The sequence below is a fragment of the Paenibacillus chitinolyticus genome, assembly GCF_045038035.1.
In the GTDB taxonomy this organism is placed as follows: Bacteria; Bacillota; Bacilli; order Paenibacillales; family NBRC-103111; genus Paenibacillus_F; species Paenibacillus_F chitinolyticus_A.
Map to the genome: position 1 here is coordinate 549839 of NZ_CP173427.1, position 15434 is coordinate 565272.

The following is a 15434-nucleotide window of genomic DNA, read 5'->3' on the forward strand; positions in this document are numbered from 1 at the left end:
GCCGGAGCGAAATCGCAGCCCGACCCCAAAAAATCCGCGCGGAAAGCAGAGCCCCGGGCGGATCTTATATACGCGCGGGAGTAAATCTCCCGCCTATTTATCTTTGAAAACACCAAGCTGCCTGACAATCAAGGTTTACTGCGCGATACAAGCGGCACCGGCCGGATCTAGTCGTTCCCCGCATACCTCAGAAGGGATCGGGTATCCGTATAGACGCCGCCCGAGCTTGAATGAAGCACGACGCCGATAAATTTCTTTCCGTTCAGAATCGCCGAGGATACGAGACAATAACCGGCCTCATCCGTAAAGCCTGTCTTCACCCCGTTTACACCCTGCACATAAAATTCGCTTTCTTCCTGCAGAAGCTGATTGCGGTTAACGTAAGTCCGGGAACCGGACGATACGGCGACGGCCTCCCTAGGTTCGCTGACGATGGAGCTGAACACTTTGTTCTTTATGGCTTCGCGGCCCAGTAAAGCCATATCGCCCGCAGTCGTATAATGCCCCGGATCGTGCAGCCCGTGCGGATTCGTAAAATGGCTCTTTTTGGCACCGAGCTTGGAGGCCTTCGCGTTCATCAGCCCGGCAAAATAATCGATGCTCTCCTGCGCGGAGAGCTTGCGGCCGCTGTCTTTCTCCGCAATATAGCGGGCGACCGTTCTGGCCGCATCGTTGCCCGAGGGCAGCATCATGGCAACGATCAGGTCCCGGAGCGTAAGGCTTTGGCCCTCCTCCAATCCCGCCGTGCTTTCTCCCTTAGTCTTTAAGCGGACTTCATCACCGACGGTGACCGGGTCCTGGAGGCGGCCTTTTTCGAGAGCGACCAGCGCCGTTACGATTTTAGTCGTGCTTGCGGGATAGAGGCGGAGGTCTTTATTTTTCCCGAATAAAATTTTTCCGGTTTCGGCATCCATCAGGACGGCGGCCTCCCCTTCTATGGACTCGTTCAAAGGCGGGTTCTTATCCGTTTTGCCGGCAGCCGGTTCGGATATAACGGGGGCGGATACTGACGGCTCCGGTACGGGGGATGCTGAACGATGCCGGGTAAGAGTCAGGGAATTCCATACCAGAACCAGTATAATAGCAAGGGCAGTTCCACCCAGAAAGATCGTTTTCAACTTCATAAATAACGTTTCTCCTCTCGATTCTCACGAGGCTTCAGCTGTCTAGTATTATGAAGCCTAACAGTTAACTTCTTCCTAAGAAAAACTTTCGAAATTGTTACAATTACTACGAAATTTTCCACCGTGCTCATAACGGCCTGGGATTACCGGAAAAAAATGAGTATGATTGTGGAGCAGGACTGCTTAAGAAAATCTTTGATTTAAGCTATTTGCCGCCATGAAAAAGTGAATGGAAACAGGAGAGGGTCGAATGAAGCGCATCACCATATTGATAGCCGATGATGAAGTCGAAATTGCGGATTTAATAGAGATGCATCTGAAAAAGGAGGGATATGACTGCATAAAAGCACATAACGGGCAGGAGGCTCTCCAAGCCGTTCAGACCCATTCGATAGATTTGGCGATTCTGGATATTATGATGCCGAAAATGGACGGATACGAAGCGACTCACCAAATCCGGGAGAAACACAATATGCCGATCATTTTTTTGAGTGCCAAAACGACGGACCTCGATAAAATCTCGGGTCTCGTAAGAGGCGCGGACGATTATATCACGAAGCCTTTTAACCCGATGGAGCTGGTCGCGCGCGTGAATGCCCATCTGCGCCGGTTTTTGCAATTGAATCAGGCGGCGGCGGCCGACAAACCGATCCTGGAGTCGGGAGGATTGGTTATCTACCCGGAGCAGCGCACCGTCAGCCTGTACGGAAATCTGATCGAATTAACCCCGAAGGAATTCGATATTTTGTATCTTCTGGCGAAGTACCCGAAGAAAGTGTTCAGCGTGGAAAATATCTTCCAGCAGGTATGGGGAGGCGCGTACTATGAAGGCGGGAATACGGTCATGGTGCATATCCGCACCCTCCGCAAAAAGCTCGGAGAAGATGTAAATAAGAACAAATTGATTAAAACAATCTGGGGAGTAGGGTACACGTTCAATGCCTAACATGATACGGAGCTTCCGGACCAAAATGATTCTGCTGCTGGGGGTAAGCATGGTTCTGGCCGGCCTCATTACCTATCTGATTTATAAAGTTCTTCAGACCTATTACCGTACCCAGGTCAAATTTGAGGACCCGCTCGCTTATTTCCGTCTGTTTCTGCACAAGATCGGGGATATCAACTTTTTTCTGCTGTTTTTCATCCCGATGGCGATTTTGTTTTTCTACTTCTTTACGAGATCCTACGCGGTCTATTTCCGGGAAATATCGGATGGAATCCACCGTCTTGCCAGCGGCGACTTCAACAGCCGGGTTCATGTGGCTTCCAACGATGAATTCGAAAATATCGCTAAAGACATTAATCGCGCAAGCGAGAAGCTGCGGGAAGCCGTAAACCGGGGGGATTTTGCGGAAAGCAGCAAAGATCAGCTGGTGCTCAATCTGGCGCACGATTTGCGTACCCCCCTTACTTCCGTACTGGGCTATCTGGATTTTATACTGCGGGACGAGGAGTTATCTTCCGAGCAGGTCAGGCATTTTATTCAGATCGCATTCAGCAAGTCTCAGAGACTGGAGAAGCTTGTGGATGAACTGTTTGAAATTACCCGAATGAATTACGGCATGCTCAAGGTCGAGAGAAACCGGGTCAATCTCGGCGAGCTGCTTATCCAGCTGAACGAGGAATTGTACCCGATGTTCGAGAAAAATCAGCTCACGCTGAGAATAAAGGCGGATCAGCCGCTGCATCTGTGGGGAGACGGGGAGCTGCTTGCCCGCGTGTTTGAAAATCTGCTGACGAACGCCATCCGATACGGCAGCGACGGCCAATATGTCGATGTTGTCGCGGCGTCCGAAGGAGAAGAGGCGGTGGTCCAAGTCGTCAATTACGGGGACAGCATTCCGCCGGAGGAACTGCCGCGTATTTTCGATATGTTTTACACGGCGGATCAAGCGCGTAATCATCGGACGGGAAGTACGGGACTCGGCTTGTTCATCACGAAGAACATTGTGGAACGCCATAACGGCACCGTTTCGGTTCAAAGCAATCCGGTCCGGACGCTGTTCGAGGTTCGGCTGCCGAAAAATCATTCGGAAAACGAGACTGCGGCGCCCCTTGAGCGAACGATTTAAGAAAAATTTTATTTTTACCCTACTTGTTACTTAAAGATTTTTCCCTATTCTGGAACTAGCAAGGAACAGTCCCTGCTTATCCGAAAAATAGGGAAAGGATCGGTTCATGTATGCAACCACGAAAGTTCGTGTGCCGGGTTGAAGCCGGGGATGTTTAGACGCGCCCGTACGGATACGGCGGCCGTTCTGATGTTCCTGGCGCCGAGCGCGCTGGGATTCACGATGTTCTATCTCATCCCGTTTGCCATGGGTGTGTATGATTCATTCGTGGAGAGTACGGCCGACAACCGGTTCGTCGGCTTTGAGCATTACCGCGAGCTTCTGGCGAGCGAATCGTTCCGCAAGGCTGCCCGGAATACCGCTTCTTTTACGCTGGTCAGTGTCCCGTTAATGATTCTTCTGTCGTTAAGCCTGGCGGTGCTGCTTAATCAAAACGTCTATATCCGGAGATGGCTGCGGACCGCCTTCGTGCTGCCCCTAGTCGTTCCCGCGGCTTCCGTTGTTCTCGTCTGGCAGATTCTGCTGGACTGGAACGGATCGGTTAACGCATGGCTGGGCTATTTTGAGCGGGCGCGTGTGGATTGGATGAAGACGGATGCCGCCCGAGGCGTCGTGATCGCTGTCTATCTGTGGAAGAACATCGGTTACAACATGATTTTGTTCCTGGCGGGGCTTCAGCAAATCCCCAAAGATTATTACGAGACAGCCAGGATCGAAGGCGCGGGCCCGTTTCGCCAATTCCGCAGCATTACACTGGTCTATTTAACCTCGACGCTATTTTTCGTCACGATTATGTCCGTCATCAATTCGTTCAAGGTGTTCCGGGAAACCTACCTCATAGCGGGAGATTATCCGCACGACAGCATCTACATGCTGCAGCATTATATGAACAACATGTTCATGTCCCTGGATATTCCCAAATTGACGGCAGCCGCAACGCTGATGACGGGCTGTATTTTGCTTCTGGTTTTAGTACTGTTTGCGCTGGAACGCCGTTTCCGGAGTTTTCTTGAATAGCGGGGGAGAGAAGATTGCAAGGGTTAAAGCTGCTGAGGAAAGGAGCGGTAACGGCCGTGCTGGCGGTTATCGCGGGAATCATACTAATACCAATTGTGATAACTTTCACAAACTCTCTTATGACCGGACGGGAAATCGGGACCAACTACGGGCTCATCGGCAGAATGAACGATACGGCGGGCTCGGAAGCGAACGCATTCGTTAATCTGAAGGTGCTGCCCGATCTGGTAACGATGGAACAGTACGGCGAAGTGCTGATTCATAGTCCGAGATTTCTGATGATGTTCTGGAACTCGGTCTTCCTGGTAGTCCCCATTATTGCCGGTCAGACGGTCGTGGCCGCATTGGCAGCTTACGCGTTCTCCAAGCTCCGTTTCCGGGGCAGGGAGACCTTGTTTCTCGTTTATGTTCTGACGATGCTAATGCCGTTCCAGGTGACGCTGGTGCCCAATTACATCATGGCGGATAAACTGGGTCTGCTCCAAAGTCCCGGCGCCATCATACTGCCCGGAATTTTTGCGGCTTTCGGCGTGTTCATGCTCCGGCAGTACATGCTGCACATCCCGTACGCTTATATCGAAGCGGCCAAGATGGACGGAGCCGGACATTGGCGGATTTTCTCCACCATCATTATTCCGATGGTCAAACCGGGTGTATCCGCTTTGACGGTCCTGTTGTTCGTCGATTACTGGAACATGGTGGAGCAGCCGCTTATTTTTCTGGACGATCCGTTCAAGCAGCCGCTTTCCGTTTACTTATCGAGGGTGAATCAGGGGGAGCAGGGGATCGCCTTCGCCGCATCCATGCTTTATATGACGCCGATGGTGCTGCTGTTTCTGTACGCGGAGACGAATTTTATTGAAGGCATTCAATTGTCCGGCATCAAAGGGTAGCTTCTGCAAGGGGAGGAAAGCTCGGGAATGGAGCAGGAAGCGAGTAGAGATCTTAAGCGCAAAAGAAATATCCGGATCATTGCCGGTTTGTTCATCGGGGGATTGATCCTCTTCACCTTATTCAGCAACACGCTGCAGGCGCTGACTTTACCCAAAGTGAGAACAGAGAGCGCGGTTTATGGAAGTCTTGTGCATACACTCGAAGGAACCGGGGTTCTGCGGCCGCTTGCGGAAGAGAAACTGAGCAACCCCGCCGGCTCGAAGGTCAAAGCGGTGCTCGTTAAAGAGGGAGACCGTGTGAAGAAAGGGCAGAAGCTGGTGACCTATGACAGCAAATCCGCCGAACGGGAGCTGCAGGACGCAGCCACGCTGCTGGAAAAGCTGAAGATCGAGCTGCAAAATGTGCAGGACCAGTTCATTGCGGCGTCCACGGAGGGCGATGAAATGAAGGTCCGGAGCGTCACACGGGAGCTGGAGACGCACAAGCTCGATATCAGCATGCAGGAGCGCAAGGTTGCCGGTTTGCGGGAAGAACTGGCAGAGCAGAAGGATCTGGCCGCTCCGTTCGAGGGCGTGATCACGAAAGTGAATGCCAGCGCGGGAACTAAACCGGCGGGCGAGCCCGAGATCATTATCACGGACATTGCCAAGGGGTACCGGTTCGAATTCGCGGCCGATGCCGCTCTGCTGACCAGCCTTGGAATTACCGCCGGGACGAAGATCGAGGTAGGGGTCGGCACGCCGGATCAGCAGCCCCGCCTCATCGAGGGCACCGTTGAGGAGACGGCGGACGCCGAACCGCTTACGGCCGGTTCTTCCGGTGCGGAGGCGGGGGAGAGCGGAGGCCGCACGGCTGCGCGGAAGTCGCTGCGCATTCAAGTGGAAGGCCCGGAGCTGAAAGGCGGCGAGCATGCCGCTGTCAAGCTCACGAAGCGTTCCGTGCAGCAAGGGTTTAAGGTTTCAAGCGACGCGGTTCATCAGGAACGCGACGGCAAGTTCATTTATAAGATCGAAGAACAGAAGGGCGCGCTGGGCAACGTTTTCGTAGTCCGCAGAGTCCCCGTACGTTCCAGCGAAACCAATGAGTCGGAGACGGTGATTCAATCCGATAGTCTGAACGAAAAAGATCTCATTATTCTCAAAAGCAGCGAGCCTTTACAAGACAACAACCGGGTTCGTCTGCAGTAGCATGGAATAGCTGCAAAAAACGATCATGATAACGATAGGCGATAATCGGTTGAGGAGAGGATTTCAGATATGAGAAAACAGGTATGGGTCGTGTTAACTTGTGCGGCGCTTGCTACCAGTGCTTGCGGAGCCGGAGGAAGCGGGGAAGCCGGAGGGACTTCGAATAAAGAGAAACCGAAAAACAAAGACGGAAAAACCGTCGTGACCTTGTCCTTAAAACAGCCGGATCCGTTCTTCCAAACGGTCGAGAAGAAATTCGAGGAGAAGTACCCGGACATCGATCTACAAATTCAATCCTATAAGCAGCCGGGCGAGAAATGGGAAGGCGGGGATTTTGAGAAGTACGTGAAGACGACGAACACGGCCTTGCTGTCGGGTAAGGGTCCGGATATTGTGGAATTAAGCGATCTGCCCGTCGATAAATATGTGCACGGCAAACTTCTCGTAAACCTGAACGAAGTGTTCGACCAGGACAAATCCTTGAAGAAGGAAGAAATGAACCTGAACATTCTGGACGGATTGAAGAATAAGGACGGCGGGTTATACACGATCCCCACCTCTTTCTACTTGAGAACCTACATAGGGGACGGCGATTCGATTAAGAAGGCGAATGTCAAAATCGACGATGCCAACTGGACGTGGGATCGGTTTGAAGAAACGGCGAGAAAGGTGAGGGAGAAGGAGGGAGGCGGCAAAGCGAAGCGGCCCGTTTTCGCGGACGACCCGGGAGTAATTCTGCAGGAGATCATCATGGATCGTTACGGGGAGCTTGTCGATCCGGCCACTATGAAAGCGAAGTTCGATTCGAATTCCTTCACGGATTTGCTGAAGTCCATCAAGAAAATGTACGATGAGAAAGTAATGAAAAGTGAAATTGCGGAAGGAGAAACCGCCTTATTTTATTCGTCCGCTTTTCTCACCCTTCAAGATTTGGTTGCAGTGCCGTACATGTATTTCTCCAATCCGAAGCTGCTTCAGAAGCCTCATGCCGAGGGCAAAAAAGGGGGGATCCGGATCATTCCGGCCGATGAGTTTGGGGTACAGGCCAAATCCCCGGTTAAAGCGGAAGCGTGGACGTTCCTTTCCTTCCTTTATTCTAAAGACGTGCAATCTCTGCAGGATCTGAAAGGATTCTCCCTGCTTAAAGAAGTGAACGACAAAAAGCTCGATGAGATTCAGAAGCAGGCGAAAGCCGGAACGTTTGAGCTTCCGGCAGGAAAAACGGCGAACGTATCCGATGAGCAATTTAACCTGTATAAAGAGCTTATTCAAAAAGCCGACAGCTACTCCGCCTTCGATATAAAAGTGTTGTCCATTATCAACGATGAGTCCCGGGCCTATTTCAGCGGCCAGAAGCCGGCGGAAGAAGTGGCGAAACTGATTCAGAACCGGGTGACAACTTATTTAAACGAGTAGATGAGCAGGTTCCTCTTTAAATCTGGTAAAGAAAGGCCGGTTTTTTTGAAAAAAATCATGGTAGCCGTAGTGCTCGGCTTATTGGCTTTTATGAGTATATTGGCTTACGCGTTAAGCTTCAGCCTAGACTTTCTCAGCTCTCAGAAATTCATCGTAAACGGGAAGGATGTCGAGTACTCGGTCATCGACTATAACGGGCACGTGTATGTTCCCCTGCGCTTTGTAGCCGAAAATATGGCTTCCGACGTCGAGTACCGCGAGTACACGGGGATAGCCAGCATAAACCAGCGCAGCACAAGATTCGACGATGTCGTGGCTGCTCCGAAGCCCGAAATCATCTATGAGAAAAGGCTCCGGAACGGGTCCATGTGGATGCAGGATATTCCCCTGCTGCAGGGGAATTCGTGCTGGACAGAGTGCATACGGGAGTCCCGGTCCGAATTAACCCTGCTTAAGCAGGCGGAATATCCCGCGGTGGAGGTAAAACCCGAATCGTACATCAGCATCCGTTATACGAGAGGGATGGAACCGCAGCAGTTGGAATGCTCCGTTATCACAAGCGCGGGCGGGAAGGAACTATACACGGGAATAGAGATGGAGCAGGGCAGAATACGTCTGCCGAGAGAGCCCGGAATTTATTCGATTGTGCTGCGCTCCAACTGGGAGCAAGGCTACACGACTTATTTATTTGCCATAAAGATCGTTTAAGGAGCATGGTCCGGCGGTCGGAAAGTTTGGCAAGTTCGGCAAGAATCATAGGTGAAATGAAGCGCATGAAAATCACATTGTTGCCTTATGGTGACCCGGGAGCGGCCAAGCCTTTCGCCGCACTCGCTTCCGCACTTCAAGCCGGCGGGTATGAAGCGGGGGTAGCGGTACCGGTCGGTTCGGATCCTTATCCGGCACATTCCGGCACAGGCCGCACCCTGATGACAAGACGTGTCTGGACACTCCCCCGGTTGAAGAAGGGCGGGTTAGAAAAGGAGGGCGCCGGAGACGGATACGGGAATCTGCCGGAGGTCTGCGCAGACTCGAATTTGATCATTGCCGATTTGCGCGTGATTGAAAGTGCCCTGGCCGTTTCGGATGAGCTTAACAGCAAACTTATAGCGGTCGCCCTGACTCCTCCGTGCCCCGTATCCCGCGGTGCCGCGGTCGTTTCGGACGCTCTTAAGAAGCTGTCTTTCCTCTTTGGGGCAGTCGGGAAACGGGAGGCTGGGTACGTATGGCCGCTAACCTGCAAAGCGGTCCAAGACAAGCTGATTTTACGGAATATTCCCGTCCTCCACGCATACAGCGCATGCTTCCTGCAGAGGCCCGGCGAATGGGGAGGGGCCGCCGGACGGATTGTAACGGGCGAGTGGACAACGGTGGCGGGCACTAGTGATTTCATCTGTTCAAGCAAGTCCTGCGAGGATACGGGGCAATGGCTGGATGAGGGAGAGGTTCCTCTTTATTTCGGCTTTAGAGGATTACCCTTGCAGGCACAGGCACATTGCATCGGAACCGCTTTGGACGCAGCGAGGGAATCTTCCAGCAGATCCGTCATCGAGGCCGACTGGGAGGCATTGGGCAGGCTTGGACGTGAGCTGCCCGGCTATGCGCTGCCCGTTGAAGAGGCTGACTATGACCGGCTCTTTCCCCGCTGCCGGAGCGTCGTACACCGGGGCTCTGCCGCTGCCGCACATGCAAGCTTGAGAGCGGGAATTCCCGCTCTCGTTTGTCCGGCTTCCGCGGAGGAGGGGCTGTGGGGAAGGTTGACTGTCACAACGGGAGCGGGAAGCTGCATACCGATAAACAAGGTGACGCAAAAGAAACTGACGCAGGCGTTAAAGGTTCTTGAACACAAGCGAGTGAAAAACAAAGCGGCCGAGCTCGGCATAGGCTTGAGGCAGGAGAACGGCATAGAGACGGCTATTTCGTTCATTGACCGCTATTTAAGCTGGACGCAGTACAGGAAGTTTTGAGAGCGCATCGGGATTTACGGGATTCAAGAGTTTGAGCAGTATCAGGAAAGACAAGAATTTATAGGGTTCATGGGACCGAGCCGGTTCTGTGAATTCTTTTTTTATTTTACAAAAAGTTAATAGAGGAAAAATTCGGAATATGACGAATTGATTTAAGTGAAATTAATAAATCCAATAGATATATAAAAAACGTGGAGAAGAAGTGCTTAGCTGTGGTTGTATTCTGCCGGAAGAAAAAAAGGAGATGAGTTGAAAGTGAACAAGAAACTGTTTACCAGCTGCTTCACCTGTCTCATGGCCATCCAGTTGGCGGCGGGTTCATCGCTTGCCTGGGTCCGTTCTGCGGCCGCAGAAGAAGCGGGAAGGCCTTCAGTTGCCGCAGCGTCAGCCGCGCCCCGAATGCTGATTACGGAGATCGTGCCCGATTCGGGTGGGGATACGGAAGCGGGGGAAGACCCGTACGAGTATCTCGAGGTCTACAACAACAGCGACCGGCCGGTTGATTTCAAAGATTATTCGATTCTGTACCGGTATCCGGGCGAACCGGGAAAAGACTTGTTCTGGCGCCCTTACACGGATCAGCCGATTGTGATTCCGTCTGGGAAAGCGATGGTTTTCTGGGCCGTCACACCCGCGGGAGAAGCAAAAAGCGTAGCGGATTTCAACGCGCACTTCAAGACCTCCCTCACGGAAAACAAAGACATCGTCCGCATTCCCGGCGGACTGAACAACTTGCGGGAAAGAACGATCGTCGTCGCGACTAACACGGGCCGGGACATCGTACGGGCCAGCTATAACCAGGGCGTTCTGGAAACCGCGGCGGATATGAGCATCGAGTACGGCACGCCTGATGTGGGAAGCCTGGATATGAAGAAGCTAAGCGTTCTCCAACAGAAAGCGACCCCGGGCACGTTCGATCCCGCCCATGTTCCCGCGGAACCTGTCCGCACCGCTGCCGATCCCGTCGCACCGACCGTAAGGGACGTCACCGACACGTCCGGAATAGATCTGGTCAGTCCTATCGAGCTGACCGCCGAAGCGGAAGACGACCGGCTGCTGGCGTCCGTCAATCTCTATTACAAGTCCAACAAGACCACGGATTATAAAAAGGTCGTGATTCCTCCCGGAAAGGACGGCAAGTTCAGGTATTCCGTTGAAATGATGGAATGGTTCGGCAGCCCGTCTCTGCAGTACTATTTCGAGGCTTCCGACACCTTCAACACAGCGGCTACCGCGCCCCGGACCCTGAACCTTGCGGGCAGCGAGAAGAGCCCCGCGCTGAATGTCCGCGACGGGGAGACGCTGTCGGGAACCCGCGTCTTGATCGGATCCTCGGCCGCAGCCGCCGGACCGATGACTCTGTCCGTCGACGGACAGGCGGTTTCGCCGACGGCCAAAGCGCTGGAGAAGACCGCCTATTTCGTATTCGAAGCGGACGATATCGACAAAGGACAGAACGTTGTAACGATGGGGACGGACACGCTCTATCTCATTCCGTTCGGGACGCAGGATTACAAAACGATGGTCGTGCCCGTCCGCCCCGATCTGTTCAAGTACGGGCAGGCCAACCCGATCGCCATCCGCGCCGGGTCCGTCAACCGTCCTTATTACGAGGACAAGCCGGAGACCGGACTGGATGATTTTAATATCCGCAACGTCCGGCTTGTTTTTGCCGACGGCACGGTTGTGAAAGACCCCAAATACGCCAATCCGGCTACGATATTGGATATGGGGGACAACGGGCGTTTCCTGCCGGTCGTCACGTTTAATTTCTCGGTTCCGGAATCGTACTGGAAAGGCATTTCCTACCGCTGGGACACGACCGCTTCGGCCGACGGCGCCCATAAGGTGGAAGTGAAGCTGGCGGACGGGAGTAAGGCTTCGGCCGATGTGACGGTGGATAACCAGGGGCCTGTCCTTACAACGAACATAGAGGAAGGAAAGGCCTACAAAGGTCCGTTCGACATCCAAGCAAGCGCTTCGGACGCGGCTTCCGGCGTGAAGTCCTTTGAAGTCAAGCTGGACGGCAAGCTCATCCAAGTGCCGTACGCGGCTTCATCGGCTTCGCTGCAGCCGGGCGGGCATACGCTTCTTCTCAAGGCGGCCGACGCTGGCGGCAAGACGACGGAGAAGACCGTCACGTTCACGACGCCCGAGGAGCTGCCGCATAAGCCGGTCCTCTTGTCTCCGGCGGAGGGGACGCAGGATGCGGACGGGAACGTTTCGCTGGAAGTGTCCGTTTCCGATCCGGCAGGCGACCCGCTGAACGTGAAGTTCTTCAAAGGAAAGCGGATCACGGCGGGCGAACCCGGGATGACGGCCTATTCGCACGCTGCGGACATAGAGCCGCCGGCGTCGTTATCTTTACCGGGAGAGACGCCGTTCTCCCCGGAGGATATGGCTTCGGCGGGAACTTCCGACGACCGTTACGTGACGACCGACTCCGACGGGCAGTTTCCGTACCAGCGGTTCGAGGTGGAGGTCGGGGAGGAAACCGGCGCCGGAGACCGGATCGAGCTGAACTGGGAAGGCCACAGCCTGCAAGGGCGAAAGGTCAGCCTTTACGCGTGGAACTACGGGACGGAGAAGTGGGATTCCCTTGCTTCGATGGTCGCACCGTCCGAAGAGGATTTTACGCTTTCCGCGGCGGCAGACGCTTTTCCTTATGCGCGCAGCGGGAAGGTACAGGCGATGATTCAGGATGAAATCCCCCGCCGGGACCAATATGATTTTACATTCGTGTCCATGCCGGATACGCAAATTTATGCGGAAATTTTACCCCAGTACTTCGAATCTCAGGTGAATTTTATCCGCGACGCCAAGGAAGACATGAACATCAAATACGTGATGCAGGTAGGAGATATCGTCAATTCCGCCGGGATTAAAGGGCAATGGGAACGCGTGGACAAGTTCATGAACGTGCTGGACGAGGCGAACATCCCTTACGGGGTGGCCGCAGGCAACCACGACGTGTTTGACGGAGGGGCCAATTCCGAGCCGGATTACTCGGAATTTTCGAAATACTTCGGTGAAAACCGGTTTAAGGACAAGCCTTATTACGGCGGCTCGTATAAAGACAACAGGGGACACTACGACCTCATTTCGGCGGAAGGCAACGACTTTATTTTCGTCTACATGGGCTGGGATATGAGCGACGAGGACTTCGCCTGGATGAACGGGGTATTGAAAGAGCATCCGGACCGCAAAGCGATTATCGTGGTGCACGAATATCTGCAGAACAACGGAAACCGCTCGGCGACCGGCAACCGGATTTACGAGAACGTGGTGGTGCCCAATCCGAATGTGAAAATGGTCATGAGCGGGCACTTTACCGGCAGCGCCCTGCGGACGGATCAGCTTGACGACGATAAGGACGGTACGCCGGACCGCAAAGTGTACCAGATCCTTAACGACTATCAGGGAATCCCGAACGGAGGCGACGGATACCTCAAGCTGCTGCATTTCGATACAAGCACCGATACCGTCTACGTGAATACTTATTCTCCTTATCTGGACGATTATAATTATTACGACCCGGCCAAGGATGAATTCAAGCTGGCGATGGACTTGAAACCGATGACGAAGCGGGTGGCGACCGATAAGCTCGAAGTAAACGTATATTCGGATGAACTAATCGGAGAGGCGAGTGCGGCAAGTGGTACGACGGCCACAACCGTGTGGGGTCCTCTGAACGGGAATACCGTCTACCAGTGGTATGCGGCCGCGGAGGATGCCTTCGGAGGCCGGACCCATTCGGATATCGGTACCTTCCGTACCCGGCTTGCCTTGCCCGCTCCGCAGGAAGTGAAGGCTTCCGGCGTGACGGCCGATTCCGCGCGGATCAGCTGGAATCCTGTGGCGGTGCCCGGCGATTCGTCGTCCGTCACTTACGAGGTGTACGGCCCGCAGGGCTTGGCGGCGACCGTGACCGGCTCCGTATACGCGTTCACCGGCCTGGAGCCGGATACGGCGTATACGTTTACCGTCCGAGCCGTGCACGCGTCGGGAGCCGCCTCGGAGATGAGCCGGCCGGTCACGTTCACGACAAGCATGGACCTGCCCGCTCTGCAGGCCGGTTTGCAGCGTTTTATCGCGTCCGGTCAGGTCGCTTCGCCTCTGACGAGCCAGCTCGACAACGCGCTGAAGCAGGCGGCCGGCCATTTGCAGAAAGGCCAGAGCGGCCAAGCATCCAAGAAAATAGAAGACTTTGTGAAGCATCTCGGCAGCAAAGCCCATCCGGATGCGGCCGCTCCGGAAGCCCGGCAGTGGCTGCTTCTGAAAGCGCAGGCGCTGCTGCGTGTCTGGGCGGAGGAATGAATGCGGTTGACCACCGTCATGTGACGCCGATCACCGCGCACTGGGAGCCTCGCACGGTGTGGAAAGGGACCGTCTAGGCGGTGGATGAGGGTTAATTAGCCATTAGCCCCCGCACGGATTTAAAAAGCCCCCGGAAGCGGGTTTATACGCTTCCGGGGGCTTTGCGTTTTATAAAGACAAGCTGTCCAGGGGAATCTTGAACACATTCTGGAGGACGCGCTCGATGGCCAGGATAGTTTCGTCCTCGGTCGTCTTTAGATGCACGAACTCGAGATTCCGGCACGTCTGCGGCACGTTGGCGAGAACGCGGGCCTTCAGCTCGTCCAGGAACGATTCGCCGAATACCGGCAGCATCGTGCCCGTCAGCGCGATATGGTCCGGGTTGAGCAGCGTGACGATGTTGGACAGCGCGGAAACGACGGCCGTCTTGACCGCTTCGCGCAGCTCTACGGCTTGCGGCTCTTCCGCGCGGAGAGCGCCTCGGAACTGGTCGACGGTTAAGCCGAGCGTTCTTTTAAGGCCGTGGGCGGAAGCCAGTGTAGTCAGGCAGCCTTTGCCGCCGCAGTAACATTCGTGGAGGTGCGGAGGCAGGAACGCTTTGTAGTGGCCGAGCTCGCCCGCTACGGAGCCGGAGCCCGTGACGAGCATCTTGTCCACGAAAATGGCGCCTCCGATGCCTCTGCCGAGCTTGAGCGTGACATTGTTCCGGGAGGAGACGAGGCGGCCGCTTATATTTTCGTTCAGCGCGAGGAGGTTGGTGTCATTCTCCAGGTAAACGGGCAGCCCGTATTCTTCTTCCAGGATCCGGCCAAGAGGAATCCGCTTCCAGCCCATACCGGGGGAGCGGAGAAGGATGCCCTCGCTGGAATCGACCAGCCCGTGCACGCTGAAGGAAATGCCCTTGATCCCGTCCGGCTCGGGAATCTCTTTGATGAGGGAGTCGATCACCTGGCGGATCACCCGCAGCATATCTTCCTCCGTCTCGTACGAGTCGGCGCGCATTTCCGCTTCCGCCAGGCGCTCTTTGCGCAGGTTGTAAGCCGCTCCTCTGGCGAAAGTGCCGGACAGCTCGATGCCGATAGCGGAGAAGCGCGAGCCGTTAAGCAGGAGCGGGACGCGCTTGCGGCCGCTGCCGCTTTCGAGCGATTGGGGCTCCCCTTCCAAGATGACTTCGTCTTCCAGCAGGCGGTTCACGATGTTCGTCACCGTCTGCTGGCTCAATCCCGTCTTCTGGGCAAGCTCCACGCGAGAGATCGGGGAATCGGAATAAATAAGATGCAGCACCTTCTGCTGGTTAATGGATTTAAGCAGCGTATGGCTCGCATGTTTGGAAGTGGACATAGAATAACCTCTTTCTTAAAAACGAAGGCGAAATGGATGTTATCCATTAGTTTACCATTCCCGAATAGACGAGGGAAGGTGAGCTGGAAGAAGATTGAA

At 54.4% G+C, this 15434-nt stretch carries 11 protein-coding genes; 9 read left to right on the forward strand and 2 right to left on the reverse strand.

What is annotated here, in order from left to right:
• Window positions 1-167 precede the first annotated feature (167 nt).
• Window positions 168-1124, reverse strand: a complete 957-nt coding sequence (locus tag ACI48J_RS02570) for a D-alanyl-D-alanine carboxypeptidase family protein (RefSeq protein WP_405081505.1) — start codon at window positions 1122-1124, stop codon at window positions 168-170.
• A 250-nt stretch (window positions 1125-1374) separates the two neighbouring features.
• Here ACI48J_RS02570 and ACI48J_RS02575 point away from each other — a divergent pair, with 250 nt between their 5' ends.
• The 9 genes from ACI48J_RS02575 to ACI48J_RS02615 all read left to right on the forward strand — a co-directional run bounded on the left by ACI48J_RS02575 (window position 1375) and on the right by ACI48J_RS02615 (window position 13994).
• Window positions 1375-2070 carry a response regulator transcription factor gene (locus tag ACI48J_RS02575; RefSeq protein ID WP_405081507.1) on the forward strand — a complete coding sequence of 232 codons (696 nt, stop codon included), beginning with the start codon at window positions 1375-1377 and terminating at the stop codon, window positions 2068-2070.
• On the forward strand, window positions 2063-3196 hold the full coding sequence (locus tag ACI48J_RS02580) for a sensor histidine kinase (protein WP_405081509.1): 1134 nt from the start codon (window positions 2063-2065) through the stop codon (window positions 3194-3196). Before ACI48J_RS02575 ends, ACI48J_RS02580 begins: the two co-directional genes overlap by 8 nt.
• 150 nt (window positions 3197-3346) lie before the next feature.
• Entirely contained in the window at window positions 3347-4213 is an 867-nt protein-coding gene (locus tag ACI48J_RS02585; RefSeq protein ID WP_405081511.1) for a carbohydrate ABC transporter permease, read from the forward strand.
• A 14-nt stretch (window positions 4214-4227) separates the two neighbouring features.
• On the forward strand, window positions 4228-5106 hold the full coding sequence (locus ACI48J_RS02590; RefSeq protein ID WP_405081512.1) for a carbohydrate ABC transporter permease: 879 nt from the start codon (window positions 4228-4230) through the stop codon (window positions 5104-5106).
• Window positions 5107-5133: 27 nt separating this feature from the next.
• Window positions 5134-6294, forward strand: a complete 1161-nt coding sequence (locus ACI48J_RS02595; RefSeq protein WP_405081513.1) for an efflux RND transporter periplasmic adaptor subunit — start codon at window positions 5134-5136, stop codon at window positions 6292-6294.
• A gap of 69 nt (window positions 6295-6363) precedes the next feature.
• A complete protein-coding gene (locus ACI48J_RS02600; RefSeq protein ID WP_405081514.1) occupies window positions 6364-7710 on the forward strand; it encodes an ABC transporter substrate-binding protein in 1347 nt (448 codons plus the stop codon).
• 45 nt (window positions 7711-7755) lie between these two features.
• The gene (locus ACI48J_RS02605) at window positions 7756-8418 is read left to right on the forward strand and encodes a copper amine oxidase (RefSeq protein ID WP_405081516.1); all 663 of its coding nucleotides are present in this window, start codon (window positions 7756-7758) and stop codon (window positions 8416-8418) included.
• A gap of 65 nt (window positions 8419-8483) precedes the next feature.
• Window positions 8484-9677: a nucleotide disphospho-sugar-binding domain-containing protein gene (locus ACI48J_RS02610; protein WP_405081517.1), complete on the forward strand. Its 1194-nt coding sequence runs from the start codon at window positions 8484-8486 to the stop codon at window positions 9675-9677.
• A gap of 255 nt (window positions 9678-9932) precedes the next feature.
• Window positions 9933-13994: an FIMAH domain-containing protein gene (locus ACI48J_RS02615; RefSeq protein WP_405081518.1), complete on the forward strand. Its 4062-nt coding sequence runs from the start codon at window positions 9933-9935 to the stop codon at window positions 13992-13994.
• A gap of 168 nt (window positions 13995-14162) precedes the next feature.
• On the opposite strand, the gene ACI48J_RS02620 is transcribed toward ACI48J_RS02615, so the two are convergent.
• The gene (locus ACI48J_RS02620) at window positions 14163-15335 is read right to left on the reverse strand and encodes an ROK family protein (RefSeq protein WP_405081519.1); all 1173 of its coding nucleotides are present in this window, start codon (window positions 15333-15335) and stop codon (window positions 14163-14165) included.
• Window positions 15336-15434: the final 99 nt, after the last annotated feature.

What these genes read in the sequence shown, in the direction of transcription:
- ACI48J_RS02585 (WP_405081511.1), top strand. Translation starts at nt 3,347, where the DNA reads ATGTTTAGACGCGCCCGTACGGATACGGCGGCCGTTCTGATGTTCCTG.
- ACI48J_RS02595 (WP_405081513.1), top strand. Translation starts at nt 5,134, where the DNA reads ATGGAGCAGGAAGCGAGTAGAGATCTTAAGCGCAAAAGAAATATCCGG.
- ACI48J_RS02620 (WP_405081519.1), bottom strand. Translation starts at nt 15,335, where the DNA reads ATGTCCACTTCCAAACATGCGAGCCATACGCTGCTTAAATCCATTAAC.
- ACI48J_RS02600 (WP_405081514.1), top strand. Translation starts at nt 6,364, where the DNA reads ATGAGAAAACAGGTATGGGTCGTGTTAACTTGTGCGGCGCTTGCTACC.
- ACI48J_RS02570 (WP_405081505.1), bottom strand. Translation starts at nt 1,124, where the DNA reads ATGAAGTTGAAAACGATCTTTCTGGGTGGAACTGCCCTTGCTATTATA.
- ACI48J_RS02575 (WP_405081507.1), top strand. Translation starts at nt 1,375, where the DNA reads ATGAAGCGCATCACCATATTGATAGCCGATGATGAAGTCGAAATTGCG.
- ACI48J_RS02580 (WP_405081509.1), top strand. Translation starts at nt 2,063, where the DNA reads ATGCCTAACATGATACGGAGCTTCCGGACCAAAATGATTCTGCTGCTG.
- ACI48J_RS02610 (WP_405081517.1), top strand. Translation starts at nt 8,484, where the DNA reads ATGAAAATCACATTGTTGCCTTATGGTGACCCGGGAGCGGCCAAGCCT.